The organism is Rubellimicrobium aerolatum (assembly GCF_017872975.1).
Classification (GTDB): domain Bacteria; phylum Pseudomonadota; class Alphaproteobacteria; order Rhodobacterales; family Rhodobacteraceae; genus Rubellimicrobium; species Rubellimicrobium aerolatum.
This window is the reverse complement of record NZ_JAGGJP010000009.1, coordinates 21,212-46,854: the sequence shown is the minus strand read 5'-3', so window position 1 is coordinate 46,854 and position 25,643 is coordinate 21,212. Positions and strand designations below refer to the sequence as shown.

Annotated in this window: 25 protein-coding genes; 14 read left to right on the top strand and 11 right to left on the bottom strand. The window is 72.6% G+C overall.

Going from position 1 to position 25,643, the window contains the following annotated elements; genetic code table 11:
• Window positions 1-152: 152 nt before the first annotated feature.
• Together J2Z33_RS11240 and J2Z33_RS18710 are read right to left on the bottom strand one after the other, a co-directional pair.
• Entirely contained in the window at window positions 153-464 is a 312-nt protein-coding gene (locus tag J2Z33_RS11240; RefSeq protein WP_209840889.1) for a hypothetical protein, read from the bottom strand.
• A gap of 51 nt (window positions 465-515) precedes the next feature.
• A complete protein-coding gene (locus tag J2Z33_RS18710; RefSeq protein WP_280922904.1) occupies window positions 516-641 on the bottom strand; it encodes a hypothetical protein in 126 nt (41 codons plus the stop codon).
• Between the two features lie 254 nt (window positions 642-895).
• Between J2Z33_RS18710 and J2Z33_RS11235 the strand changes: the two genes are divergently transcribed.
• Together J2Z33_RS11235 and J2Z33_RS11230 are read left to right on the top strand one after the other, a co-directional pair.
• Complete coding sequence (locus J2Z33_RS11235) at window positions 896-1,711, top strand: transglutaminase-like domain-containing protein (protein WP_209840886.1); 816 nt, start codon at window positions 896-898, stop codon at window positions 1,709-1,711.
• 11 nt (window positions 1,712-1,722) lie between these two features.
• Window positions 1,723-2,706, top strand: a complete 984-nt coding sequence (locus tag J2Z33_RS11230; protein ID WP_209840883.1) for a zinc-binding metallopeptidase family protein — start codon at window positions 1,723-1,725, stop codon at window positions 2,704-2,706.
• Between the two features lie 4 nt (window positions 2,707-2,710).
• On the opposite strand, the gene J2Z33_RS11225 is transcribed toward J2Z33_RS11230, so the two are convergent.
• The 4 genes from J2Z33_RS11225 to J2Z33_RS11210 all read right to left on the bottom strand — a co-directional run bounded on the left by J2Z33_RS11225 (window position 2,711) and on the right by J2Z33_RS11210 (window position 6,059).
• Window positions 2,711-3,595 carry a YihY/virulence factor BrkB family protein gene (locus tag J2Z33_RS11225; RefSeq protein ID WP_342454171.1) on the bottom strand — a complete coding sequence of 295 codons (885 nt, stop codon included), beginning with the start codon at window positions 3,593-3,595 and terminating at the stop codon, window positions 2,711-2,713.
• Window positions 3,596-3,609: 14 nt separating this feature from the next.
• Window positions 3,610-3,798 (bottom strand): PLDc N-terminal domain-containing protein, encoded by a 189-nt coding sequence (locus tag J2Z33_RS11220; RefSeq protein ID WP_209840880.1) that lies wholly within the window; start codon window positions 3,796-3,798, stop codon window positions 3,610-3,612.
• Window positions 3,799-3,946: 148 nt separating this feature from the next.
• Complete coding sequence (locus J2Z33_RS11215; RefSeq protein ID WP_209840877.1) at window positions 3,947-5,137, bottom strand: PRC-barrel domain-containing protein; 1,191 nt, start codon at window positions 5,135-5,137, stop codon at window positions 3,947-3,949.
• A 118-nt stretch (window positions 5,138-5,255) separates the two neighbouring features.
• Entirely contained in the window at window positions 5,256-6,059 is an 804-nt protein-coding gene (locus tag J2Z33_RS11210; RefSeq protein WP_209840873.1) for an SDR family oxidoreductase, read from the bottom strand.
• A 169-nt stretch (window positions 6,060-6,228) separates the two neighbouring features.
• On the opposite strand from J2Z33_RS11210, the gene treZ reads away from it, so the two are divergent.
• From treZ to glgX, 4 genes are all read left to right on the top strand, one after another.
• Complete coding sequence (treZ, locus tag J2Z33_RS11205) at window positions 6,229-8,016, top strand: malto-oligosyltrehalose trehalohydrolase (RefSeq protein WP_209840871.1); 1,788 nt, start codon at window positions 6,229-6,231, stop codon at window positions 8,014-8,016.
• The gene (gene treY / locus J2Z33_RS11200) at window positions 8,013-10,274 is read left to right on the top strand and encodes a malto-oligosyltrehalose synthase (RefSeq protein ID WP_209840868.1); all 2,262 of its coding nucleotides are present in this window, start codon (window positions 8,013-8,015) and stop codon (window positions 10,272-10,274) included. The genes treZ and treY overlap by 4 nt, the downstream gene beginning before the upstream one ends.
• Before the next feature lie 140 nt (window positions 10,275-10,414).
• A complete protein-coding gene (locus tag J2Z33_RS11195) occupies window positions 10,415-11,449 on the top strand; it encodes a sugar phosphate nucleotidyltransferase (RefSeq protein ID WP_209840867.1) in 1,035 nt (344 codons plus the stop codon).
• Window positions 11,449-13,551 (top strand): glycogen debranching protein GlgX, encoded by a 2,103-nt coding sequence (gene glgX, locus J2Z33_RS11190; RefSeq protein ID WP_209840864.1) that lies wholly within the window; start codon window positions 11,449-11,451, stop codon window positions 13,549-13,551. The genes J2Z33_RS11195 and glgX overlap by 1 nt, the downstream gene beginning before the upstream one ends.
• Here the strand turns inward: glgX and J2Z33_RS11185 are convergent.
• The 3 genes from J2Z33_RS11185 to J2Z33_RS11175 are packed head-to-tail and all read right to left on the bottom strand — an operon-like array spanning window position 13,491 to window position 16,225.
• A complete protein-coding gene (locus J2Z33_RS11185; protein WP_209840861.1) occupies window positions 13,491-14,039 on the bottom strand; it encodes an HAD-IIIA family hydrolase in 549 nt (182 codons plus the stop codon). The two genes, glgX and J2Z33_RS11185, sit on opposite strands and share 61 nt — an antisense overlap.
• Window positions 14,036-15,706, bottom strand: a complete 1,671-nt coding sequence (locus J2Z33_RS11180; protein ID WP_209840858.1) for a hypothetical protein — start codon at window positions 15,704-15,706, stop codon at window positions 14,036-14,038. The genes J2Z33_RS11185 and J2Z33_RS11180 overlap by 4 nt, the downstream gene beginning before the upstream one ends.
• A 24-nt stretch (window positions 15,707-15,730) precedes the next feature.
• Entirely contained in the window at window positions 15,731-16,225 is a 495-nt protein-coding gene (locus J2Z33_RS11175; RefSeq protein WP_209840856.1) for a c-type cytochrome, read from the bottom strand.
• Window positions 16,226-16,642: 417 nt separating this feature from the next.
• Here J2Z33_RS11175 and J2Z33_RS11170 point away from each other — a divergent pair, with 417 nt between their 5' ends.
• Both J2Z33_RS11170 and J2Z33_RS11165 read left to right on the top strand, forming a co-directional pair.
• Window positions 16,643-16,837 carry a hypothetical protein gene (locus J2Z33_RS11170; RefSeq protein WP_209840853.1) on the top strand — a complete coding sequence of 65 codons (195 nt, stop codon included), beginning with the start codon at window positions 16,643-16,645 and terminating at the stop codon, window positions 16,835-16,837.
• Between the two features lie 62 nt (window positions 16,838-16,899).
• Entirely contained in the window at window positions 16,900-17,820 is a 921-nt protein-coding gene (locus J2Z33_RS11165) for a DMT family transporter (RefSeq protein ID WP_209840850.1), read from the top strand.
• Window positions 17,821-17,845: 25 nt separating this feature from the next.
• Here J2Z33_RS11165 and J2Z33_RS11160 read toward each other — a convergent pair whose 3' ends face one another.
• Both J2Z33_RS11160 and J2Z33_RS11155 read right to left on the bottom strand, forming a co-directional pair.
• Window positions 17,846-19,135, bottom strand: coding sequence for an aminotransferase class V-fold PLP-dependent enzyme (locus J2Z33_RS11160; protein WP_209840848.1), 1,290 nt, complete (start codon window positions 19,133-19,135; stop codon window positions 17,846-17,848).
• 94 nt (window positions 19,136-19,229) lie between these two features.
• On the bottom strand, window positions 19,230-20,099 hold the full coding sequence (locus J2Z33_RS11155; protein ID WP_209840845.1) for a branched-chain amino acid aminotransferase: 870 nt from the start codon (window positions 20,097-20,099) through the stop codon (window positions 19,230-19,232).
• A gap of 139 nt (window positions 20,100-20,238) precedes the next feature.
• Between J2Z33_RS11155 and J2Z33_RS11150 the strand changes: the two genes are divergently transcribed.
• From J2Z33_RS11150 to dxs, 6 genes are all read left to right on the top strand, one after another.
• On the top strand, window positions 20,239-20,748 hold the full coding sequence (locus tag J2Z33_RS11150; protein ID WP_209840843.1) for a MarR family winged helix-turn-helix transcriptional regulator: 510 nt from the start codon (window positions 20,239-20,241) through the stop codon (window positions 20,746-20,748).
• Between the two features lies 1 nt (window position 20,749).
• Window positions 20,750-21,454, top strand: coding sequence for a response regulator (locus J2Z33_RS11145; RefSeq protein ID WP_209840840.1), 705 nt, complete (start codon window positions 20,750-20,752; stop codon window positions 21,452-21,454).
• Between the two features lie 75 nt (window positions 21,455-21,529).
• Window positions 21,530-22,447 (top strand): histone deacetylase family protein, encoded by a 918-nt coding sequence (locus J2Z33_RS11140; protein WP_209840837.1) that lies wholly within the window; start codon window positions 21,530-21,532, stop codon window positions 22,445-22,447.
• Window positions 22,444-22,686: an exodeoxyribonuclease VII small subunit gene (locus tag J2Z33_RS11135; RefSeq protein ID WP_209840835.1), complete on the top strand. Its 243-nt coding sequence runs from the start codon at window positions 22,444-22,446 to the stop codon at window positions 22,684-22,686. Before J2Z33_RS11140 ends, J2Z33_RS11135 begins: the two co-directional genes overlap by 4 nt.
• Before the next feature lie 7 nt (window positions 22,687-22,693).
• Complete coding sequence (locus J2Z33_RS11130; RefSeq protein ID WP_209840832.1) at window positions 22,694-23,596, top strand: polyprenyl synthetase family protein; 903 nt, start codon at window positions 22,694-22,696, stop codon at window positions 23,594-23,596.
• A 4-nt stretch (window positions 23,597-23,600) separates the two neighbouring features.
• Window positions 23,601-25,541 (top strand): 1-deoxy-D-xylulose-5-phosphate synthase, encoded by a 1,941-nt coding sequence (gene dxs / locus J2Z33_RS11125; protein WP_209840830.1) that lies wholly within the window; start codon window positions 23,601-23,603, stop codon window positions 25,539-25,541.
• Window positions 25,542-25,643: the final 102 nt, after the last annotated feature.

The window sequence follows — 25,643 nt, the reverse complement described above, 5'->3', positions numbered from 1 at the left end:
CGTCCGCTCCCGAAGGGAACGGCGGCGCGGCGGCGGGCGCGCCAAGGATGCGGATCGCGAGGTCGTGACGGGGGCCAAACGCGCGCTGCGCCAAGCGGTTCCCCGGAGAGCCAGGGAAGACGCCGCTTCCGGCGCAGGATCGGATGGTGGGATCAGTGCCGCCAGTGGCGGCTGGGATCGAAGCGCTGCGGCTCCGGGCGTCCGCGGCCGGGATGGTCGTCGATGCGCGGCCGGACCAGGACCAACTGGCGCGGGCGGTCGCGCCGCTCGTCCCAGGCTGGGTCCTGCCGCTTGATCTCCTCCTCGATCCGGCGCGCCAGCGCCCAAGCACCGAAGCCTCCAAGCCCAAAGGCCAGCAGGATCGGGGGCCAGCCGTAAAGGCCCAGGAGGAAGGCCGCGACCAGCATGGGGCCGGTCACGACCGTGGCCGTCAGCATGGCCAGGACGAGCGTCAGCGGATTCATGGGGAATGCCAATGGAGGGGAGGTGTCGGGGCCGGGCGCCCCGGACGGGCCTCAGCGGCGGGAAGCGTCGCGCCGGTCGTCGCGGCGGATCGGGATGGCGAGGTAATCGGACTCGCGCGGGGTCGGGGCGACGAGGTCGAGGAGCTTGGCGAAGAAGTTCACGATGGGGTCGAGCACGGAAGCCTCCGGCGATGGGGATGGATGTCCGTCTGGGACGGGCTGAAGGGAGAACTCTCTCCGAACCGGCGGGTTCCGCCCATGCGGGCCCCCGCGCGGGAACGTGTCGGGAACGTGTCCGGAGAGGCATAACCCGACGTTCCTCCGCTGGAACCGGAGGCATGGGAGCGGAGTTTCAGGGGTCATGCGTCGCGTGCCGGGCCGTGCCCGGCGCGGGGCTGCGCCTGCCCCCTTTGGCCGACAGGACCGTTCCCATGTTGATCCGCGCCGCCTTCGACATCACCCTCTCGTCGCCTGCGCCGACGCCGCTGATCCTGGCGCTGTCGCCGCATCCGACCGAGCTTCCGCGCCTGTCGGCCGATGCGCTCGTCGTCGATCCCGCCGTGCCGGTGCGCTGGTTCCACGACACGTTCGGCAACTTCCGCGGGCGGCTCGTCATGCCGGCGGGGCGTCTCCGGCTCACCTGGAGCGGCCTTGCCACCGACGAAGGCCGCCCCGACGACATGGACCCCGGCGCGGTGCAGCATCCGGTCGAGAACCTGCCCGACGAGGTGCTGCCGTTCCTGCTGCCCTCGCGCTACTGCGAGAGCGACCTCCTTTCGCAGGAGGCCTGGGACCGCTTCGGGGCCGTGCCCGCCGGATGGGCGCGGGTGCAGGCGATCTGCGATCACGTCCACGAGTCGCTGATCTTCGACTACGGCGACGCCTCGCCCTTCCGCACGGCCCGCTCCTCCATCGAGGAGGGCAAGGCGGTGTGCCGGGACTTCGCGCACCTCGTCATCGCCTATGCCCGCGCGCTCAACATCCCGGCGCGCTACGCCTCGGGCTACCTGGGCGACATCGACTGGCCCGACATGGGGCCGGGCGACTTCTGCGCCTGGACCGAGATCTTCCTGGGCGGGCGCTGGTACACCTTCGACGCCCGCTACAACGCGCCGCGCATTGGGCGGATCGTCATGGTCCGGGGGCGCGACGCGGCGGACGTGCCGATGATCACCTCGTTCGGCCCCACCAACCTCGACAGCTTCGAGGTGTGGTGCGACGAGGTCCCCGCCCGCGCCGTCGCCTGAGGAGGCCGCCCGTGAAACGCTTCGCCTGTCCGTCCTGCGACCACGAGGTCTTCTTCGACAGCCTCACCTGCCTGGGCTGCGGGATCGACCTCGCCTATGACCCCGACAGCGCGCGGGTCGAGGCGCTGGACGGCCGCCCCGGCTGCGACAACCGCGCGGAGATCGGCTGCAACTGGATCGCCCGCAAGCCCGAGGAGGGTGCCTTCTGCGCCAGTTGCGCTCTGACCGAGACTATCCCGGACCTGACCGTGCCCGGCAACGACCTGCGCTGGCGCAAGATCGAGGCCGCCAAGCGGCGGCTGATCTATTCGCTGCTCCGGCTCGACCTGCCGCTGGTGTCGCGGGCGGGCAATGCGTTGCGCTTCCGTCTCCTCGCCGACGAGAAGATGCCCGACGGGCGGGTGCAGCGGGTGCTGACCGGCCATGATGACGGCCTCGTGACGCTCAACGTGTCGGAGGCCGACGACGACCGGCGCGAGAGGATGCGGACCGAGATGGGCGAGCGCTATCGGACGCTGCTCGGTCATTGCCGGCACGAGGTCGGGCACTTCTACTTTGACGTGCTGGTGGCCGAGGGCGGCCGCAAGGCGGAGTTCACCGCGCTCTTCGGCGACCCGGATCAGGACTATCAGGCCGCGCTGAACCGTCATTACGCCGAGGGGCCGCCCGAGGGCTGGGAGGATCGCCACGTCTCGGCCTACGCGACCACCCATCCCTGGGAGGACTTCGCCGAGACCTTCGCCCATTGGCTGCACATGACCGACGGGCTGGAGACGGCCTCGGCCTACGGGCTGGTCTCCGCGCCCGATCCCTATGCCAGGGGTCCGGTCGAGCCGCTGGCCCAGGCCTGGGTGCCGCTCGCGATCGCCATGAACGCCATGAGCCGCGCGCTGGGGCAGCCGGACCTCTATCCCTTCGTGATCGCCCCCCCGGTGGTGGAGAAGCTGGGTTTCATCCACGACCTGATGGCCGACCGGCTCCGCTCGGCGGCTTGAGGCGTCAGGAGGGGCGGGGGGCGACGGCTCCGGCCTGCTCCTTCTCCAGGGCGTGCTGGAGCCGCTCGGCCCCGCCCGCCTCGATGGCGGCGTTCAGGCAGCCGCCCATCAGCACGACGTAGGCGGACAGGTAGAACCACATGAGCAGCGCCACGGCCGCCCCGAGCGAGCCATACACCTCGTTGTAGTGGGCGAAGTTCCGCAGGTAGACGCCGAAGGCGACCGACACCAGCATCCACAGGACCGTCGCCACGATGGCGCCCGGCGTGATCCACTTGGGCCGGTGCCCGCGCCGGTTGGGGCCGTAGCGGTAGACGATCCCCAGCGTCACCATGATGACGCCGATGGACACGGCCCAGCGCGTGATCTCGGCGGCGATGGCGACCCAGGGGCCGAGCGGCAGGATGGTGATGAGGATGGGCGCGATCACCACCGCCGCGATGGCGACGAAGGTGAGGCCGCAGAGCGCCAGCGTCACGCCGATATCGGCCATGTAGCGGCGCAGGATGCTCTGGCGGTGGCCGATGTCGTAGGCCGCGTTCAGGCCCCGGATCAGCGCCGAGACCCCCGCTCGCGCCGACCACACCGCCACCAGGATCGAGATCAGGGTCGCGGTCCCGATCTTGCCGCCGCTGCCCGCGTTGATGATGCCGGCGATCTGGTTGAGGATGACGCTGTGGACCTCGGGCGGGACGACCTCGGCCGCCATCTCCAGAAGGGCGTTGATCTGCACGGGGTCGGCGAACCAGCTCCAGACCAGAACGATGGCGGCCAAGGCCGGGAACAGCGACAGCATCGCGAAGAAGCCCACCCCGGCCGCGATCAGGCTGAGGTTCAGCCGGTCCATCACGTCCCAGATGTACCAGAAGGCCGCGAGGGCGCGTCTCACGGCCCGCGTCCCGGTCAGATACCGCGCGCGGCGCTCTTGGGGCCGAACAGGAACCAAGCGATGAAGCCCAGGATGGGCAGGATGAGGATGACGAGGATCCAGATCACCTTGGACCCCGTGGAGGCGCCCGAGTTCACGACGGACACGATGGCCCAGATGTCGAGGGCGAGAACGATGAGTCCGAAGATGCCGCCGTAGCGCATGGCCATTCCTTCCCAAGCCGCGGGCCACGCCCGTCCGTTCCGGCAACGTCCTGGATCGGAGCGGGTTCCTGACCGGCCCGCCCTGCAGTTGGGCATGAAAAAGGGGTCCGCGCAAGCGCGCGGACCCCCGGTGTGCCGTTCGTCGGGCTTACTGCGCCGCCTCGTAGGTCGGCAGCGCGTTCAGCTCCTCCTCGGTCTGCGCGACGAAGACGCGCAGCTCCTCGCCGCCGTCCGCACGCATGATCTGGATGGCATCCATCGCCATGGAGACCGGCTTCTCGCCGATGCCGAGGAAGCCGCCCACGTCGATCACGAGCTCCGACACCTGCCCGTCCTCGGACAGCAGGATCTCGCCCACCTCGCCGATCCGCTCGTCGTTGGGGCCATAGACCGCCGCCCCTTGCAGGCGTTCGGCCGTGAAGTCCTCCATCCCGGCGGCGACGAAGCCCTCGCGGGCGCTGGCGGTCGTCTCGGCCGAGGTCGTCTCGGTGTTGGTCACGCCCTCCTCGGTCATGCCGGTCGTGCCCTGGGAGGCCATGTCGGTCGTGGCGGCCCCGGCGGCGGCTCCGGCGGCGGCATCGTCCGTGGCGGCCTGGGCGGTCTGGTCGGCCTCCATCTCGGTCTCGGTCGCGGCGCCCGTGGCGGCATCGGCCATCGCGTCGCCCGCGTTCTCGACGGCGGTGCCGGTGGCGGTGGCGGCGTCGCCCGCCGCGTCGGCGACGTTCTCGCCCGCCGTCGCGACGGCTCCGGCAGCGGCCCCCGCCGCGGCCCCGGCGGCCGCGCCCGCGGCGGCCATGCCGGCGCCGGCGTCATCGACCGCCTGCTCGGTCTGCTCGGCGGCGGCCTGGGCGTTCATGTCGCCGTTGTCGCCGCCCATGTATTCGGGCGCGGCCTCCAGCGCCTCGCGGGTGGTGTTGACCACTAGGAAGAAGTCGTCGGCGTTCTCGGCCGTGGCCGAATCCGATACGAACTGGAGCGAGTCCATCGTCATGGCCACCTGGCGCTCGCCGATGCCGAGGAAGCCGCCGATGTCCACGAGGATGGCCTGCGCCTGCCCGTCGCGGTTCATGACGATGTCGTTGATCTCGCCGATGTCGTCCCAGCCTTCCTGCATCCCCGCCACCTCGGCGGTGCCGGCGTCGGCGGTCTCGGTCGCGTAGACGCGCATCCCCAGGAAGTCCGAGGCGCGGATCTCGGTGGCCTCGGGGGCCTCGCGGAATATGGAGGTGGTGGCCATGGTGTCGGTCATGGCCGGGTCGGTGGTGACGGTCGCTTCCTGGGCGAAGGCGGGGATAGCCGTGGCCCCCAGGATGGCGGTGGTCAGCAGCAGCTTTTTCACGAGCGTTCTCCCGATCTGAGATTGGATGGTCTGGCCCCGGAGGGCATGGCGCGCTTCATGCGCTCGGCCCCCCAACGCCGTTCCCATGGCGCGGTTCCTTTGTGCTCTGGATGCCCGGTCAGCTCCCGACGGGCGTCCCGCCGTTGACGTGGATCACCTGACCCGTGACGTAGCTCGCGTCCTCGGAGGCGAGATACAGGTAGGCTGGCGCCAGCTCGTAGGCCTGCCCCGGCCGCTTCATCGGCGTGTCCTGGCCGAAGGTGGCGATCTTGTCGGGGCTCATCGTCTCGGTGATGAAGGGGGTCCAGATCGGGCCGGGGGCGACGGCGTTCACGCGGATGCCCTTCTCGGCCAGTTGCGCGGCCAGCGACCGGATCAGCGCGAGTTCCGCGCCCTTGCCCATGGCATAGTCCACGAGCTGCTGGTTGCCCTTGTAGGCCACCACCGACACGGTGCCGATGATGGACCCGCCCGCCTTCATGTGGGGGAGCGCCGCCTGGACGGTCCAAAGGTAGCCGAGCGCGTTCACGAAGAGCGTGTCCCGCGCCTGGTCGGGCGTCACGTCCAGCACGTCCTCCTGCACGATCTGCATGGAAGCGTTGCACACCAGGATGTCGAGCGTGCCGCCCAGCCACTCGATGGCCTCCCTGGTGGCGCGCGTGTTCTCCTCGTGGAGGCCAGCGTCCATGCCGACGGCATGGGCCTCGCCGCCCAGCTCGCGGATGCGCCGGACCGTCTCCTCGGCGTCCTGCGGGTCGGAGTAGTAGGAGATCGCGACCTTCGCTCCCTCCCGCGCGAAGAGGAGCGCCACGGCCCGGCCGATGCCCGAGGAGGCGCCGGTCACGTAGGCGGTCCGGCCGCGCAGCTTGTCGCTGCCCTTGCCGCGCGGGGATTCGTCGAAGGGGGTGCTGGGGTCGGGCATCGCTGGGTCTCCTGAAGTTGAGGGCCGGGGCGGGCACCCCGTCCGCGTCGGCGCGGAAACGTGGTCGCCCGCCCCCCGGGTTCCGCCCGCCCTGGAACTTCGACGCGCCAAGGTTGTTCCGAAGGCGGGTCGGCGAGGCCCTTAGGGGATTGGGTCAAGGAGGGACGGGATGCCGGACGGGTGGCCAGCCGATGCGACGCGCGGGACCGGGGCGCGGCCTCATGCGCTCCACCACCCGAGGGCTTGGGGGGCCGAGCCCTTGGGCGACGGCTCCTGGCGCTTCGCCCTCTGGGCGCCCGAGGCTCGCGAGGTCACGCTCGACCTCGACGGCGCGCGCGTCCCCATGGCCCGCGACTCCGACGGCTTCTGGCGCGCGACCGCCGCCGCACCGCCCGACCGGCCCTACCGCTTCGTCGTGGACGGCCACCCGACTTCCGATCCCGTCGGGCGGGCGCAGACCGGCCTCGACCTTGCGGGGCCGTCCCGACTCCTCGACCCGCGTCGCCACGCCTGGACCTCCGAATGGCGCGGCCGCCGCTGGGAGGAGGCAGTCCTCTACGAGCTGCACGTCGGCACCTTCACGCCCGAGGGCACCTTCGCCGCCGCCGAGCATCGGCTGCCCGACCTCGCGGCGCTGGGCGTCACCGCCATCGAGGTCATGCCGGTCGCGCACGGGCCGGGCCGGCGCGGCTGGGGCTACGACGGCGCGCTCCTCGCCGCGCCGCACCCCGCCTACGGCACGCCCGAGGAGATGAAGCGCTTCGTCGAGGCCGCGCAGGCCCAGGGGATCATGGTGATCCTCGACATCGTGCTGAACCACTTCTCCCCCGAGGGCTCGGACCTCCAGCGCATCGCGCCCCCCTTCTTCGACCCCGGCAACGACACGCCCTGGGGCATCGGCATCGACTTCGCCCAACCCGCCGTCCGGGCCTTCTTCACCGACCTCTGCCTCGGCTGGATCACCGAGTACCGCCTCGACGGCCTGCGCTTCGATGCCATCCACGAGATCCGCGACCCGAACTCCGACCCCGAGCTGCTGGTCGAGATCGCCCAGGCCATCCGGTCCCGCGACTTCGGACGCCCGATCCACCTGATCGCCGAGGACCCGCGCAACGACCCCTGGCTCATCCGCGATGCGCTTTTCACCGCGCTCTGGGACGACGACTTCCACCACGCCCTGCACACGCTCCTGACGGACGAGAAGGGCGACTACCTCGCCGACTTCGCCGAGGACCCCGTGGGCAGGCTCACCCGCCTCCTCGCCCACGGCTTCGCTTGGGAGGCGGAGACGGCCCCGGCGCCTGCGCCCGGCCTCCCCGTCTACGACCTGCCCTGGACCGCCTTCATCGTTCACAAGCAGAACCACGATCAGGTCGGCAACCGGCCCGACGGCGCGCGGCTCCTCACGCTGGTGGACGATCCCCGCGCCGTGGAGGTGGTCCACGCGCTCCAGCTCACCGGGCCGTTCGTCCCCATGCTCTGGATGGGCGAGGAGGAGGGCGAGCGCGGGCCGTTCCACTACTTCTGCGACGTGTCCGAGGAGCTGGCCCGGAGGATCACCGAAGGCCGCGAGGAGCAGTTCGGCCGGATGTTCGGCCGCACCGACTTCCCCGACGCGAACGACCCCCGGACGATGGAGGAGTCGCGTCCCTTCACCGACAGCGCCAGCGCGCACGCCCGCCACTGGCGCGAGCTGACGCGCCGCCTCCTCGCGCTCCGGCACGAGAGGATCGTGCCGCTGCTGCTGTCCGGTCGCGCCGGTCCCGCCACCGTCACCCGGACGGGCGAGCGCGCGCTCGCCGTCACGTGGCCGTTCCACGCGGGCACCATTACCGCCCAGGCCAACCTGGGCAGCCGGCCCGATGCCCCGCCCGAGTTGACAGCTGTCAACGACTTCGCCTTGGGCGACCTTGCCGCCGACCCCTACGCCTTCACCCTGACCGTGAGTTCCACATGACCCTTCCCCGCGCCACCTACCGCCTGCAACTGCGCGAGGGCATGACCTTCGAGCGGGTCCTCGACCGCCTCGGGCCGATCCGCGACCTGGGGGCCAGTCACCTCTACCTGTCGCCGATCTTCACGGCGACCACCGGCTCGACCCACGGCTACGACGTGACCGACCCCGGCGAGATCGACCCGACCCTCGGCGGGCGCGAGGGGTTCGAGGCGCTGGTCCGCGCCGCCCGCGACCACGGGCTCGGCGTCATCCTCGACATCGTGCCCAACCACACGGCCTTCAACCTCGAGAACCCTTGGCTGCTCGACGTGCTCCGCCACGGGGAGCGGTCGCGCTGGGCGCGGCACTTCGACATCGATTGGGGCGCGGGCCGTCTGGTGCTGCCATTCCTGCCCGAGCCCTTCGAGGCCCTGCTGGAGGCGGGCCGGATCGAGGCCAAGGAGGGCGAGGACGGCCCCGTGCTCTGCGCGGGCGAGCTGGAAATCCCGCTTACCCCCCATCCGCTGACCGAGGAGGAGCGCGCCGGCGACCCCGAGGCGCTGCGCGATCTTCATGCGCGGCAGGCGTGGCGGCTCGCCCATTGGGAGCTGGAGCGCGACGGCGTGACTCACCGGCGCTTCTTCAACGTCACCGGCCTGATCGGGATGCGGGTGGAGGACCCCCAGGTGTTCGACGACACCCACGCCCTGACCTTCGACCTCGTGCGCGCGGGGCTGGTGGACGCGCTGCGGGTGGATCACGTGGACGGCCTCGCCGATCCGGGCGCCTACCTGAGCCGGCTGCGCGAGGAGGCGGGCGAATGCCCGATCTGGATCGAGAAGATCCTCGTGGGCGACGAGACCCTGCCGGACTGGCCCATCGACGGCACCACCGGTTACGAGTGCTGCGCGGCGATCGTGCGCGTCCTCACCGACCCCAAGGGCCTCGCAAGGATCGACGCCCTTTGGCGCGAGGAGACCGGCGAGGACCGCGACTGGCCGCAGGTGCTGGCCGAGGCCAAGGCGCAGGTGATCCGCCAGGACCTCGCGGCCGAGCTGGCGCAGCTCAAGAACCTCGCCATGGCGGCTGCCCAGGCCTCGGGCGAAGTGGAGGCCGGCGAGGAGGCGCTGCGCGAGGCCGTCCTCGCCCTCCTCGTGCAGATGCCGCGCTATCGCACCTATCTCGAATCCGACGACCCGGCCCGGCGCGCGGAGGACGCAGGCCTCCTCGACGCCTGCGCCGACCGCGCCGCCGAGGGGCTGGTCGGCGACACGGCGCTCCGCTTCGTCGCCCGCGCCATTCGCGAGGGCGACACCGAGGAGGCCCGGCGCCTTCGCGTCCGCTTCCAGCAGGTCACGGGCGCGCTCATGGCCAAGTCGCAGGAGGATACCGCCTTCTACCGCTTCACCCGCTGCCTCGCCCATTGCGAGGTCGGCGGCGAGCCCGGCGAGCCCGTCTGGTCGCCCGCCCGCTTCGGCGAATGGCTGGCGACGCGCACGGGCCGCGACCTGACGCTGACCTCCTCGCACGACACCAAGCGGGCCGAGGACGCCCGGATGCGCCTCGTCGCCATGACCCACCTCCCCGACGCCTTCGCGCGGGTCTGGGAAGCGTCCAAGTCCGTGGACGGCGCGCGCCATGTCCCCGCCGCGATCCGCTGGTATGTCGTCCAGAGCCTCCTCGCGCTCTGGGAGGAGGGACGCGAGGGGCTGGCCGACCGCCTCGCCGCGCATCTGGAGAAGGCCCTGCGCGAGGCGCGCGAGGTCACCAACTGGACCCACCCGCGCGAGGAGGCCGAGGCCCGGCCCGAGGACTTCGCCCGCGCCCTCGCCGCCGCTTGGGAAAAGGGCCTGCCCCCCGGCGCGCCCGACCTCATCGCCCGCGCGGACGAGCTGTCGCTGGCGCAACTGGCGATCAAGGGCGTGATGCCCGGCATCCCCGACTTCTACCAGGGCGCCGAGGGGCCGCTCCACCACCTGACCGACCCCGACAACCGCCTCGCCGTGGACTGGGACCGCCTTGGCTGCCCCGAGCCCGAGGGCTTCGCCCAGCGCAAGGACGGCCTGACCCGCCGCCTCCTCGCGCTCCGGGCCGAACGGCCGGCGCTCTTCGAGGGCGGCGCGACCCGCGTGGAGGACGATGCGAAAGGCTGGCGGCTGATCCGCGAGGGCGGGGACGGGGACCGTGTCATCCTCTCGCTGGATTGGTCGGGCGAGGGCGGGGCCGAGGCGGTGACGCTCGACGGGTCGCCGTCGCCCGAAATGCGCGCCGCCGAGTAGCGCCCGCCCGCTCCGCAGGCAACGCGGCGTCCCGCCGATGCGGCTCGCTTCGGTCGGCGGGAACCGGCGCGCGGCGCGACGGTTGACCCTGGGCGTACCATCCCCAGCCCCTCCCGGAGTCCCGCTTGGATCGACCCGATATGCCTGACCTTTCGCGGACTCTGCCGATCCTCTTGGCGGGCGGCTCCAGCGCGCGCCTTCACGAGTTGTCCGATTTGGGGGCAAAGCCCGCCCTGCCCCTGGGCGACGGCCGGCTCGCCGACTTCGCCATGGCAGGCGTGGCGGCTGCCGGGCTGCCGCGCCTCCTGGCCCTGCTCGGCGACCGTCCCGCGGCCCTTGCCCGGCACCTCCCCGCCCGATGGGGCGACCGGCTCGACCTCGCCCTTGTCGAAGGTCCGCGCCACGCGGGCGGGCCGGGCACGCTCGGCGCCCTCGCCGCCGCCTGCGACGCCATCGAGGCGGCGGCCCCGGACGTCGTGCTGCTCCTGCCCTCCGATCAGGTGCAGGCGCTCGATCTGCGCGCCCTCCTCGCCGCGCACCGGGAGGCCGGCGCGGCCGCCACCGTCGCCGCGCGCGACGCTCTTCGGGGGCCGGTGGCGATCGGCTGGCCCGCCCTCCACGCCGCGCTGGACGGCGGCGGCGACCTTTGGGCCGACCTCCTGCCGCGCCTTGCCGCGCGGGGCGACCTCGCCACCTGGACGCCACCCGCTGGCACCTACTGGCGCGACGTGGACACGCTCGACGACCTGCGCGAGGTCGCGCTCGACCTCCAGCGCGGCCTCGCGCCCCCGCTTCCGCCCGACGACGCCGGCCCCCTCGCGCCCGACAGCCGCGACCTTGTGTTCGAGGTGGCCGGCATCGCCCTCTCCGTCCCGCGCTTCGGCGCGCGCTCGCCCGGCCGTTGGACGATGCTCGAGGACAGCGCCGTCCTGCCCGGCGCCCGCGTCGCCCCCGGCGCGCGGCTGACCCGCGCCCTCGTCGCCCCCGGGGCCATCGTCCCCGCCGGCCTCGTCGTCGGCGAGGACCCCGAGGAGGACGCCCGCTGGTTCCGCGTGACGCCCCGTGGCACCACGCTGCTCACCCCGCCCATGCTCGCCGCCCGCGCCGCCGCGCGGATGCGCGCCCGCCTCCAGGACCGGACCCCCGGCCTCGCCATCACCTCAGGACCCCGATGATGCTGAAACGACCCTCCGCGTCCCTCGCCTTCGACCGCGACTCCGCCCATGCCGACGGCATGGGCGCGCTGTTCGACGGCCAGGGGACCAACTTCTCCCTGTTCTCCGAGAACGCCACCCGCGTCGAGCTCTGCCTCTTCGACGACGCCGGCACCACCGAGACGCACCGCCTCGACCTCCCCGCCATGGAAGGCGGCATCTGGCACGGCTACCTTCCCGGCGTGACGCCCGGGCAGGTCTATGGCTACCGCGTCCACGGCCCCTATGCGCCCGCCGAGGGCCACCGGTTCAACCCGAACAAGCTCCTGCTCGACCCCTACGCCCGCGAGTTGCGCGGCGAGATCGCCTGGGACAACGCCCTCCACGGCTACGTGGTCGAGGACGGCGACGACGACACCCCCGACCCGCGCGACTCCGCGCCCTTCATGCCCAAGGCGGTCGTCGTCGATCCCGACTTCGACTGGGACTCCGACCGCGCGCTGCGCCACCGCTGGCAGGACACCTTCGTCTACGAGGCCCATGTGCGCGGCCTGACCATGCGCCACCCGGACGTGCCCAAGGCCGAGCGGGGCACCTTCCAGGGCCTCGCCTCCAAGCCGGTGATCGACCACCTCAAGGGGCTGGGCGTCACCGCCATCGAGCTGCTGCCCGTCCACGCCTTCGCCAACGACCAGTTCCTTCAGGAGAAAGGCCTGTCGAACTACTGGGGCTACAACACGCTGTCCTTCTTCGCGCCCCAGGCCCGCTACCTGCGCGACGGCGCCATCCGCGAGGTGAAGGAGGCCGTGCGCCGCTTCCACGCGGCCGGGATCGAGGTCATCCTCGACGTGGTCTACAACCACACTTGCGAGGGGAACGAGAAGGGCACCACCCTGTCGTTCCGGGGCATCGACAACGCGTCGTATTACCTCCTCTCGCCCGAGGACAAGCGCCACTCCTACGACACCACCGGCACCGGCAACACGCTCAACGTCGCGCATCCGATGGTGCTGCGGATGGTGCTCGACTCCCTGCGCTACTGGGTGCAGGTCATGCACGTGGACGGCTTCCGCTTTGACCTCGCCTCCACGCTGGGCCGCGAATCCACCGGCTTCGAGCGCGAGGGCGCCTTCTTCGCCGCCATCCGGCAGGACCCCGTCCTGTCCACCGTCAAGCTGATCGCCGAGCCCTGGGACGTGGGCGAGGGCGGCTATCAGGTCGGCGGCTTCCCCTGGCCCTTCCGCGAGTGGAACGACAAGTTCCGCGACGACGCGCGCGGCTTCTGGCGCAAGGACGGCAAGATCCCCGAGATGTCGGAACGGCTCCTCGGCTCCCCCGTGCAGTTCAACCACTCGCACCGGCCGGCAACCTCCTCGGTCAACTTCCTGGCGGCGCATGACGGCTTCACGCTCTGGGACACCGTCAGCTACAACGACAAGCACAACGAGGCCAACGGCGAGGACAACCGCGACGGCCACTCGAACAACCTCAGCGACAACATGGGCGTCGAGGGGCCGAGCGACGATCCGCGCGTGACCGAGTCGCGCGAGCGCCGGGCGCGGGCGATGCTGGCGACCCTCCTCCTCAGCCAGGGCGTCCCGATGATGCTGGCGGGCGACGAGATGGGCCAGACCCAGGACGGCAACAACAACGCCTACGCCCAGGACAACGAGACCGCCTGGATCGACTGGTCCGCCCCGCGCGAGGGGCTCCTGTCCGCCGTGCGCGACCTCGCGGCCTTCCGGCGCGAGGCGCGGCTGGCGCGGCTGCGCTTCGCCAAGGCGCCGGACGACACGGAGGACGACGGCCCGGTGGTGCGCTGGCTCCACCCGGCGGGCCGCGAGATGACGCCCGAGGACTGGCAGGACGGTGGGTTGCGGACTTTCGGCGCGGACCTGTCGCTCCCCGGCGGGCCACGCCTCGCGATCCTGCTCAACGCCGGCGACGCCGCCGACTTCGCCCTCCCCGAGGGCGGCTGGCAACTCCGCATCGACACCGCGCGCGAAACGGTCGCCTGCGACGAGCCCGCCGAGGCCACGGCCACCCTCGATTGGCAGAGCGTTCAGGTCTTCTGGTTCACCGACGGCGATTCCGAGCCGCGCGACGGCGGCATCGTCGATTGAGCGCGGGCCAGAAGGTCCGCCACATGGAGGAAGGCCACGCCCGCCCGGCGCGCGGCCTTCCGGTCCACCTCGGCGTCGCCCACGAACAGGGTCGCGGCGGGGCCGACCCCGTGGAAGTCCATCGCCTCGCGTAGCAGCCCCGGCGCGGGCTTGCGGCAGGCGCAGCCCGCGTCCATCGCATGGGCGCAGAACCGCACCGCGCCGGGCGGGGGGCGGTGCCCCGTCACGGCCTCCGCCGCGTCCATGAGCAGCCGCTGGGCCATCTCCGCCGACAGATGCCCGTAGAAGATGTGGTCCTGGTTCGACGCGATCCCCATGAGGAGGCCGCCCGGCCCCCAACGCACCCCGGCCAAGGCGTCCCGCACGCCGGGCATCGGCTCCCACTCGCCGGGGCCATGGGGGCAGGGCTGATCGGGCACGGTCACGCGCCGCAGCGTGTTGTCGGCGTCGAAGATCACCAGCCGCACCCAGGGGGGGAACGGGCTCACGCCGCCCCTCGCTCGATCGCCGCCCGCAGCGCCGCCGCGTAGCCGTCTCGCGCCCGTGCCATGCCCCGGCCGTCCGGGCCGTCGCCCAAGGTCTCGGCGGCCAACGACGCATAGCCCAGCCGCCACGCCAGATAGGCCGTCTCCTGAAAGGCCAGCACCTCGCGCACCCCCCGGTCGCCCGTCGCGGCGATATAGTCTCCGACCAGCCGCTCCCGCGCCTCTGCGTCCATCCCGAACTCCGTCATCGCGCCCGCGAGGTCCCAGGCGATATCCTGCGTCCCCGGCCAGAAGTGGTCATCGTGGTGATCGAGCCCATCCGTCTTGAGTACGCCGCGTCCGGTCCGCAGCCACTCCTGCGGCAGCATCCGCCCATCCACAGCCACCGCCGGCCGCGCCTCGACCACGCCCGCCTGCGCCTCCATCCACCCGAGCCGTTCGGCGACCCCCTCGCCCAGCCCCTCGGCGACGTTGGTCCGCGTCAACTCCAGCAGCTCCCCTGCGCGCACCTGCCCCACGGGCGCCTGCCTCGCCACCCAGGCCAGATGCCGCCCGACCGCGCCCATCGTCGCATCGTCCAGCGCCCCCACCAGACGCCCCTCCACGAACCGCAGCGCCAGAAACCCGTCCGCCAGCCCTACCGGCTCGGGCGCGAGCCCCGCCGCCGCCTGCGCCTCGGCGCGCGCCAGCATCCGCCGCCCCCGCTCCCCCAGCCCCGCGAACTTCAGGAGCAGCGGCCCGTCCTCCCGCGCCAGCCGATACTTCCGCCGCTCGTGCTGCGGCTGCACCGCCGGGCGCTCCCGTTCGGGGATCAGCTCGCGCCAGAGCCCTCCCGACAGGTCGCGCAAAGCTCCCCCGCCCCAGGGCGCGGCCAGCCGGCCCGTGTCCACGAACGCCTCCTCGAACCCCACGACCCAGCGCGACAGCCGGGGCCACAGCGCCCGCGCCCGCTCCGATCGCAGCCCGGTCCCATCCGAGTCCCAGCTCGGGAACAGCGCGATACGCCCTTCCGGCACGCCCGCCCGCAGCGCCGCCTCGGCGGCGGCGGCGAAGGACGACCCGCTAATCCCAGGTCCCTCGTCCACGATGAGCACATGGTCCGCCTGCTCTAGCGCTGCCCGCAGCCGAGACCCCAGCCGCAGCTCCCGCTCGAACGGGTGCCCGCGCGGACGCACGGTGACGACGCGGACCGCCACGCCCGCCGCCACCAGCTCCGCCGCCACCACGGCGGCGAGCGTCGTTCCGATGCTCCGCAGCCCCACCACGGTCGCTCGCGCGGGCCGCACCGCGACGGCAAAGCGCCGCGCCGCCTCGGCGTGCAGTTCGGGCATCAACGCGTAGAAGGCGAAACCCTCGGGCTCCGTCACCTCGACGACGCGGGGCAGGGGCCCCCTCGCCGCCTCATCCACCGCCGCCAAGGCCCGCGCCTGCGCCGCCCCGTCCCCCCGACGCGCCTGCGCCAACTCCCGCGTCACTCGCGCGAAGGGCCGCGCCGCCTCCGGCTCGTCGTCCTCCTCGGGCGACAGCGCGTCCGTCACGCCCGCCTCCAGGACGCCCGCCGCGATCAGCAGCGCCTCGTCGGGCTCGCCGCCCGCGAAGAGACCCGCCCGCAACTCCTCCAGCAACGCCCGGGGGTCCGCGCGCCGCGTCCTCTCGGAATAGACGATCATGCGCGGAGCGGACCCTTCACGGGCTTACTGGGTCGCCGCCCCGCCCTCCGCCGGAGCCTCGGCCCCCTCCGCCGCCTCCGCGCCGCTGGCCGTCCCGAAGGTCGCGAGATAGGCCCAGAGGTCGCGCGCGTCCTGCTCGTCCCGCACCTGATACGCCATCTTGCTGCGGCCCGAGGTCTCGCCGGTCGCCTCGCGCAGGTAGCCGGTCGGGTCCTGCACATAGGCCACGAAGTTCGCCCCCTCCCAGACCGCGCCGGTGGCGCCGTAGGCCGTCATCAGCTCGCTGTAGGCGAAGTCCGGCACCGACCCCGCCACGCGCCCGGCCACGCCATAGAGGTTCGGCCCCACCTTGGCGTTGCGTCCCGCCAGGACCTCGCCCGATTCGTCCTGCACGACGTGGCAGGCGACGCACTGGCGGCCGAATGCCGTCTCGCCCGCGGCCGGGTCGCCCGTTCCCTCCTGCGCCCAGGCGGCGCCCGGTCCCATCAGCGCCAGGATGGCGATCAGCTTGGTCTTCATGGCTGTGGCTTTCCTCTTTCCCTGCGGGCGCGGGCCTCCCCCCGCGCCTCCGCCCGGAGGTTAGCTTGTCCCGTGGCCCGGTCCAGGGGGCGACACGTGCCCCGCGACCAAAGGCGCAGGGGCCGCCGATGGCTGTTACAACGGCAAGGCGAAAAAAACGCGCGCGGGCCGGAACCCTGACCGCAAACCGACGTTCACCTTCACAGCGGCGCCGATGTCCGATGCCTGTCCCAAGCGAAGCGCCGCGTTCCCCTGGCCGCGTGTTCCCTGCCGCGGCCGTTCCCGCCGGAGAGCGCTCCCCTCGCTCTCCGGCGGATGACGTTCCGGGGGGCGCCATCCTTCGCCGATGCGCCACGGGACAGGTGAAACCTGGACCCATCCGCGCTAGACTCATCGCACTGGCACCGGAGGTTTCCCATGACTCGCCACATCGCCGACCACCCCTCGCCCGAGAACGCCGCCCTGCGCCTGCGCCACTTCCTGCGCCTCGCGCGCGAGGAGCAGCGTCACCCGGCCGTCCGCGCGCTTCACGCCCGCCGCCCGGCCACTCCCGCCGAGGGACGGCTCAAGCCGCTCCTCCGCGTCCTGCGCGATCTCGGCCGCGACCGCTGACGGCTTGAACCCGTCCCGGCCCCGGGCCTAGACGGGGGCGTCCGAGTCCCGGAGCCCCCTTCATGCCGCCTGCCTCGACCTCCCGTCATCCCCTGCGGGGGATCGCCTTCAAGCTCGTCTCCGTGGCGCTGTTCACGGCCATGGCCGCGCTCATCAAGGCCGCCTCGGACGAGGTGCCACCGGGCGAGGCGGTGTTCTTCCGCTCGTTCTTCGCCTGCCCGGTGATCCTGGCCTGGCTCGCCTGGCAGGGGACGCTGCGGCAGGGGCTCCGCACCCGGGACCCGCTGGGCCATGTCTGGCGCGGCTTCGCCGGGACCACCGCCATGGGCCTGGGCTTCGCGGGCCTGGGCCTCCTGCCGCTGCCCGAGGTGACGGCGCTCGGCTACGCCGCGCCGCTCCTCATCGTGGTCTTCGGCGCGATGTTCCTGGGCGAGCGCGTCCGAGCCGTCCGCCTCCTCGCGGTGGCGATGGGCCTCCTGGGGGTTCTGGTGGTGCTCTGGCCGCGGCTGACGCTCGGCGCCGCCGCCTCGCCCTACGAGACGCTGGGCGCGGTGGTGACGCTGGGGGCCGCCGTGTTCTCGGCGCTGGCGCAGATCTTCATCCGCCGCCTCACCGCGACCGAATCGACCTCCGCCATCGTCTTCTGGTTCTCCGTCACCGGCACGGTGCTGTCGCTCACCACTCTGCCCTTCGGCTGGGTCGTCCCCTCGCCGCGCGACACGGCCTTCCTCGTGGGGGCCGGGCTCCTGGGCGGGGTGGCGCAGATCGGCCTCACCTCCGCCTACCGCTACGCCGAGGCCGGGCTCGTCGCCCCCTTCGAATACGCCTCGATGCTCCTCGCCATCGCCATCGGCTACGCCGCCTTCGCCGAGGTGCCCGCGCCCACCACTCTTGTCGGCGCGGCGGTCATCATCGCCGCCGGCCTCCTCATCATCTGGCGCGAGCGGCAACTGGGCCTCCGCCGCGACGCCGACGCCCCCTAGCGCGCGACAAGGGCGCGCGGCGCCCCTAGACGCTCGCCCGCACCGCCGCGACCGCCGCCTCGATCTCGGCCTCGCTGTTGATGATGCTAGGCGTCAGCCGCACGAGCTGGCTCGGATAGGGCGCGACCGAGGCGATCACCCCCCGCTCGCGCAGCCGCCGCACCACCGCGCCCGACCGCACCCCCTCGGCGCGGAAGGCGACGATCCCCGCCGACAGCCGCTCGGACCGGGGCGTGACCACCGTCACCCCCCGAACCCCCGCCAGCCCGTCCTTGAGCGCCCCCGCCAGCTCCCGCGTCCGCGCCGCGATGCGCGCCACGCCGATCTCCTCATGCAGCCGGAACGCCTCGGCCAGGGCCCACCGATGCTCGAAGGCCTTGAAGCCCCCCGGCGTCATCTGCCGCCCGTTGTTGCTCGGCCGCTCCTCCTGCCCGGCATACCACGCCGAGAACACGCCGCTGTCGTCGAAGGTCGGCACCACCGGCTCCACCGCCCGCAGGCCCCGCTCGCTGAAGGCTATGATCCCCGTCCCCCTCGGACCGAACAGCCACTTGTGGCACCCCGCCATCAGGAAGTCGCAGCCCAGCCCCGCCAGATGGTCCGGCTCGATCCCGAAGCCGTGCACGGCGTCGAGACCCAACAGCACCTGATCCGCCTCGTCCCGCCCGGCGTTCACCTCGGCCAGATGCGCGGCGACGGCGGCAACCGGCATCTTCAGCCCGGTGTTGGACTGCACCCAGGTCAGCGCCACCAGCCGCGTCCGGGGCGTGATCGCCTCCGCGATGCGGGCGACGATCCCCGCCTCGCTGGCCTGCGCCACCCGGTCGAAGGGCGAGATCATCCGCACCACCGCCCCCGTCCGCCGGGCAAGGCCCCGCAGCGATTCGTGGGTCACGTAGTAGTCCTGCTCGGTCGTCAGCAGCTCCTGGCCCTCGCGGACCTTCAGGCCCCCGTAGACCAGCCCCACGCCCACCGTCGTGCTCTCCACGATGGCGATGTTGTCCCGGTGCATCCCCAACCGCCGCGCCGCCGCCGCCCGGCTCTCGTCGGTCAGCCGCTCGTCGTTGCGCTCCAGGTATTCCACCGGGTCGCGGTCCATCGCCGCCCGGTGCCGCTCGATCGCCTCGCGCACGGGGCGGGGATGCGCGGTGATGAGCATGGTGCTCATGTGCACCCGCTCGGGGTTGAGGTCGAAAAGGGCGCGCACCCCCGCCCAGTCGCTCACGGCGGCGGCCCGGCCCGTTCGGGGCCGCAGCCCCGCCAGGGCCGTCGCCGTGGCGGTCAGCATCAGGAGGGAACGGCGGGAAACGGACACGGCGGCCTCCATGATCGCCCGAAGCGGAACGCGCTTTCAGGGCAACAACGAAGGACGCGCCGTGTTCCGTCGCGTCAGGCGCACAAGTCCCGCGTCAGGCGCGCACCAGCCTCTCGTAGGCCGTGGCCACGTCCTGCACCATCCGCCCCACCTCGAACCGGAACTCGCCGATCTGCCCCACCGGCGTCACCTCGGCGGCGGTCCCGGTCAGCCAGCACTGCTCGAAGCCCTCCAGCTCCGATGGCAGGATGTGCCGCTGGTGCACCTTCACCTGCCGGTCCTCCAGCATCCCGATGACGGTCTGCCGGGTGATCCCGTTCAGGAAGCAGTCGGCCAGCGGCGTGTGCACCTCGCCGTCCTTGACGAAGAAGATGTTGGCCCCCGTCGCCTCGGCCACATACCCGCGATAATCCAGCATCATCGCGTCCGAGCAGCCCTTGGCCTCGGCCGCGTGCTTGCTCATCGTGCAGATCATGTAAAGGCCCGCCGCCTTCGCCTCGGACGGGATCGTCTCCGGCGACGGCCGCCGCCACTTCGCGATGTCGAGCTTCGCGCCCTGCGTCTTGGCGTCGCCGTAGTAGTTGCCCCACTCCCAGCCCGCGACCGCCAGCCGCACCGGGTTGCGCCGCGCCGACACGCCCATGTCCTCGCCCGACCCGCGCCACGCGATGACCCGCACATAGGCGTCCGTCCAGCCGTTCGCCGTCAGCATCGCGTCCTTGGCCGCGTCGATCTCCTCGGCCGAGAACGGCACCTCCATGTCCAGCAGCTCCGCCGACCGGATCAGCCGCCGCGAATGCTCAGGCCCCTTGAAGATGCGCCCCGAATAGCACCGCTCCCCCTCGAACACCGCCGAGGCGTAGTGGAGCGCGTGGGTCAGCACGTGCACGGTCGCCTCGCGCCACGGCACGAGCGTGCCGTCCATCCAGATCCACCCGTCGCGGTCGTCGTAGGCCCCGGCCATGTCAGCCTCCTTGCCATTTCTGTCGTGATTTGGTCCAAAGCGGACATAATGTTGCGCGCTTCGGGCAATCGGCTATCAGCGGGGGCTTGGAGTGTCAACAAGGCTGACGTATCTTGCAGCCCAAGCATGAGGGGAACGCATGGCCGAGCGACCGGGACCGCAGGGGGGGCACGGGCTCCTCTACCTGACGGACGAGCAGCTTCGGAAAGGCATCGAGGCGATGTTCTTCGCCTATCGCGGCTTCACGGCCGCGCCCGACCGCATCCTCGACGAACAGGATTACGGCCGCGCCCATCACCGCGCGCTCCACTTCATCCAGCGCAGCCCCGGCACCACCGTCGGCAACCTCCTCGACATCTTGGGCGTCACCAAGCAGTCCCTGAACCGCGTCCTGCGCCGCCTGATGGAGGACGGCCTCGTGGAGGCCCGCGTCGGCCGCGAGGACCGGCGCGAGCGTCACCTGCACCTGACGGAGAAGGGGGTGGCCCTCGAACGCGCGCTCTCCGAGGCGCAGCGCGACCGGATGCGCGCCGCCTACCGCGCGGCGGGTCCGCAGGCCGTCCAGGGCTTCCGGCAGGTGCTCGAAGCCATGATGGACCCCGAGATGCGCCGCCAGTTCGACGGCGACGCCAAGGCGGGGGGCCGCTGACGTGGAGACCCCCCACCTCCTCGTCGTGGACGACGACGAGCGCATCCGCATCCTTCTGAGCAAGTTCCTCCGCAAGAACGGCTTCCTCGTCACCGCCGTCCCCGACGCCGCCCGCGCCCGCCGGCTCCTGACTGGCCTCGCCTTCGACCTCCTCGTGCTCGACGTGATGATGCCGGGCGAGGACGGCCTGTCCTTCTGCCGCGACCTCCGCGCGCGCCTCCGCGTCCCCGTCCTCCTCCTCACCGCGCGGGGCGAGACCGGGGACCGCATCCGGGGGCTGGAGGCCGGGGCCGACGACTACCTCCCCAAGCCCTTCGACCCCAAGGAGCTCCTGCTCCGCATCAACGCCATCCTCCGCCGCGCCGCGCCCGAGCCCGCCGCCCCGCCCCCCGCCCTGCCCAGGCTCCTCCGCCTCGGCCCCATGACCTACGACGTGGAACGCGGCGAGCTGAGCCGCGACGAGGGCGAGCCCCTGCGCCTCACCGCCACCGAGGCCGGCCTCATGCGCATCCTCGCCGCCGACCCCGGCGCGACCGTCACCCGTACCCGCCTGATCGAGGAGGCCGGCGGCTCCCCCTCCCCAGTGCAGGAGCGCGCCGTGGACGTGCAGATCACCCGCCTCCGCCGCAAGATCGAGCCCGACCCCCGCCAGCCGCGCTACCTCCAGACCGTGCGCGGCGCGGGCTATCGGCTGGCGACGGACTGAACCCATCGGCGGAACCTCCCGCCCGGCCTCCGCCCTCGCTTGCGCCCGCCCCCGCCTCCGGCCCATCCTCCCCCCATGCTCCTCCTCACCCACCCCGACTGCGCCCGCCACCGCCCGCCCAAGGGGCACCCCGAGCGGCCCGAGCGCCACGCCGCCGCGCTGGCCGGCCTCGCCACCCTCCCCCTCACGCGCGAGGAGGCCACCGAGGCCACCGACGCCGATCTCCTCCCCCTCCACCCCCAGGCCTACCTCGATGCCCTGAGGTCCAAGGAGCCGCGCGAGGGCGAGACCCCCCTCGACGCCGACACCTGGCTCTCCCCCGGCTCCGTCCGCGCCGCCCGCTTGGCCGCCGGCGCGGCCCTCCGCGCCACCGACCGCGTGATGACCGGCGCGCACCGCACCGCCTTCGCCGCCACCCGGCCCCCCGGCCACCACGCGCTCGCCCGCACGCCCATGGGCTTCTGCCTCTTCGGCAACGTCGCGCTGGCCGCCCGCCGCGCCATCGACCACCACGGCGCGAGCCGCGTCGCCATCGTCGATTTCGACGTGCACCACGGCAACGGCACCCAGGCGCTGGTCGAGGACGATCCCCGCATCCTCTTCGTCTCCACCCACCAGTCCCCGCTCTGGCCCGGCACCGGAGAGGCCACGGACACCGGCCCCCACGGCTCCGTCCTGAACCTCCTCCTTTTCGCCGGGACCGACGGCGCCGCCTACGACCGCGTGCTCACCGACATCATCCTCCCCCGCCTCGACGCCCACCGCCCCGACCTCCTGCTGATCTCGGCGGGCTTCGACGCCCACGCCGACGACCCCCTCGGCGGCCTCCGCCTCATCGCCGCCGACTTCGGCCGCATCACCTCGCGCCTGCGCGATGTCGCCGACCGCTACGCCGGCGGCCGGGTGGCGTCCGTCCTCGAAGGCGGCTATGACCTCGCCGCGCTGCGGGACTCCGTGGCCGCTCATGTCAAGGCCTTGGGAGGGCAGGGATGACCGAGAAACCCGTCGAGGAGATGACCTTCGAGGAGGCCCTGGCCGAGCTCGAATCCGTCGTGACCCAGCTCGAACGCGGCGACGTCGCGCTCGACGCCTCCATCTCGCTCTACGAGCGCGGCGCCAAGCTGCGCGCCCGCTGCCAGGCCAAGCTCGCCGAGGCCGAGGAGAAGGTGTCGAGGATCACCCTCGGCGACGGCGGCCAGCCCGCCGGGCTCCAGCCCTTCGACGCCGGCTGACGCCCCCATGACCGGCAGCGCCCTCCGCCCCGCCCCGGCAGGGCCCGCCCCCTTCGACGCGGCCCTGTCCCACGCCCGCGCCCTCGCGGACGCGGAGCTGCGCCGGGCGCTCGCCGACGAACCGGGCCCCGTGGCCCAGGCGATGCTCTACGCCTGCGAGGGCGGCAAGGCCCTGCGCGCCTTCCTCGTGCTGGCGGGCGGGCGCCTCCACGGCGTCGCCGACCCCGCCGCCGCCCCCGTCGCCGCCGCCATCGAGGCGCTGCACGCCTATTCGCTGGTCCACGACGACCTCCCCTGCATGGACGACGACGACCTCCGCCGGGGCCGCCCCACCGTCCACCGCAAATGGGACGAGGCGACCGCCGTCCTCGCCGGCGACGCGCTCCAATCCCTCGCCTTCGAGCTGATCGCCGACGCCGCCCTCTCCGCCCGCGCCAAGGTCGCCCTCATGGGCTCGCTCGCCCGCGCCGCCGGGGTGGCGGGCATGGTCGGCGGCCAGGCGCTCGACCTCGCCGCCGAGACCGCGCCCGCGCCGCTGACCCTCGACCAGATCACCGCGCTCCAGGCGAAAAAGACCGGCGCGCTCCTGTCGTGGTCCGCCGCCGCCGGGGCGCGCATGGCGGGCGGCGATCCCGCGCCCTTCCTCCGTTACGGCGACGCCCTCGGCCTCGCCTTCCAGATCGCCGACGACCTCCTCGACGTGGAGGGCGACGCGGCCACCGTCGGCAAGGCCACGGGCAAGGACGCCGGCCGGGGCAAGGCCACCTTCGTCTCGCTCCTCGGGCTCGACGCCGCCCGCGCCCGCGCCAGATCGCTGACGGAGGAGGCCTGCGCCGCGCTCGACCCCTTCGGCCCCGCCGCCGACCCCCTGCGCGAGGCCGCCCGCTTCGTCACGACCCGCCGGAAGTGAACACATGACCGACCCCGCCCGTCCCCGCACCCCCCTCCTCGACCGGGTGCGCGACCCCCGCGACCTCAAGGCCCTCACCGACGCCCAGCTCCGGCAGGTGGCCGACGAGCTGCGGGCCGAGACGATCTCCGCCGTCTCCGTCACCGGCGGCCACCTCGGCGCGGGCCTGGGCGTGGTGGAGCTGACCGTCGCGCTCCATGCGGTCTTCGACACCCCGCGCGACCGGCTGATCTGGGACGTGGGCCACCAGGCCTACCCGCACAAGATCCTGACGGGCCGCCGCGACCGCATCCGCACCCTGCGCCAGAAGGACGGCCTGTCGGGCTTCACCAAGCGCAGCGAATCCCCCTACGACCCCTTCGGCGCGGCCCATTCCTCCACCTCCATCTCCGCCGCCCTGGGCCTCGCCGTGGCCCGCGACCTCGGGGCGGAACCCCCGGACAACTGCGGGCTTGGCGACTGCATCGCCGTGATCGGCGACGGCTCCATCTCGGCGGGCATGGCCTATGAGGCGATGAACAACGCGGGCCACCTCGGCACGCGGCTATTCGTGATCCTCAACGACAACGAGATGTCCATCGCCCCGCCCGTCGGCGCGATGTCCGCCTACCTCACCCGCCTCTACGCCGGAGCCCCGTTCCAGGACCTCCGCGCCGCCGCCAAGGCCGCCGCCCACCTTCTCCCCGAGCCGCTGCGCGAGGGCGCCAAGCGCGCCAAGGATGCCCTCAAGCACCTCGCGGTCGGCCACGGCACCCTCTTCGACGAGCTCGGCTTCTCCTATGTCGGCCCCGTGGACGGGCACGACATGGACCAGCTCCTGTCCGTCCTCCGCACCGTCAAGGCGCGGGCGACCGGGCCCGTCCTGATCCACGCCATCACCCGCAAGGGCAAGGGCTACGCCCCGGCCGAGGCCGCCGCTGACCGGGGCCACGCCACCGCCAAGTTCGATGTCATCACCGGCGCGCAGGCCAAGGCCGCCTCGAACGCGCCCTCCTACACCTCGGTCTTCGCCGACGCCCTGATCCGCGCCGCCCAAAAGGACCGCCGCATCGTCGCCGTCACCGCCGCCATGCCCGACGGCACCGGCCTGTCCAAGTTCATGGACCGGTTCAGCGACCGCTGCTTCGACGTCGGCATCGCCGAGCAGCACGCCGTCACCTTCTCCGCCGGCCTCGCCGCCGGGGGCCTGCGCCCCTTCTGCGCGATCTACTCGACCTTCCTGCAACGCGGATACGACCAGATCGTGCACGACGTGGCGATCCAGCGCCTTCCCGTCCGCTTCGCCATCGACCGCGCGGGCCTCGTCGGCGCGGATGGTGCGACCCACGCAGGGTCCTTCGACGTGGCCTTCCTCGCGAACCTCCCCGGCTTCGTGGTCATGGCGGCGGCGGACGAGGCGGAACTCGCCCGCATGGTGACGACCGCCGCCGCCCACGACACCGGCCCCATCGCCTTCCGCTTCCCGCGCGGCGAGGGCGTCGGCGTGGAGATCGACTGGACCGCCCCGCCCCTGGAGATCGGGAAAGGCCGAATCGTCCGCGAGGGCTCGGGCGTCGCCCTCCTATCCCTCGGCACCCGCCTGTCCGAGGCCCTCAAGGCCGCCGAGTCCCTCGAAGCCCGAGGCATCCGCCCCACCGTCGCCGACGCCCGCTTCGCCAAGCCCCTCGACCGCGACCTGATCCTGTCCCTCGCCCGCACCCACGACATCCTCCTGACGATTGAGGAAGGCGCGGTCGGCGGCTTCGGCAGCCACGTCGCGCAACTCCTGTCCGACGAGGGCCTCTTCGACCACGGCCTCAAGTTCCGCAGCCTGACCCTCCCCGACACCTTCATCGACCACGCGAGCCCCAGCGAGATGTATGCCGAGGCCCGCCTGAACGCCGAGGACATCGAGCGCAAGGTGCTGGAGCTGCTGGGCGCGAAGGTGCTGGGGAAGAGGGCCTGAGATATGCGAAACCCCGCGAGGGCCTGTCGGCTGTCGCGGGGCTCTAGGTAGTTTGAGGGCTTGACGTGGCCCTCGACGGCTTTCCATTTAACGCCATGCCAT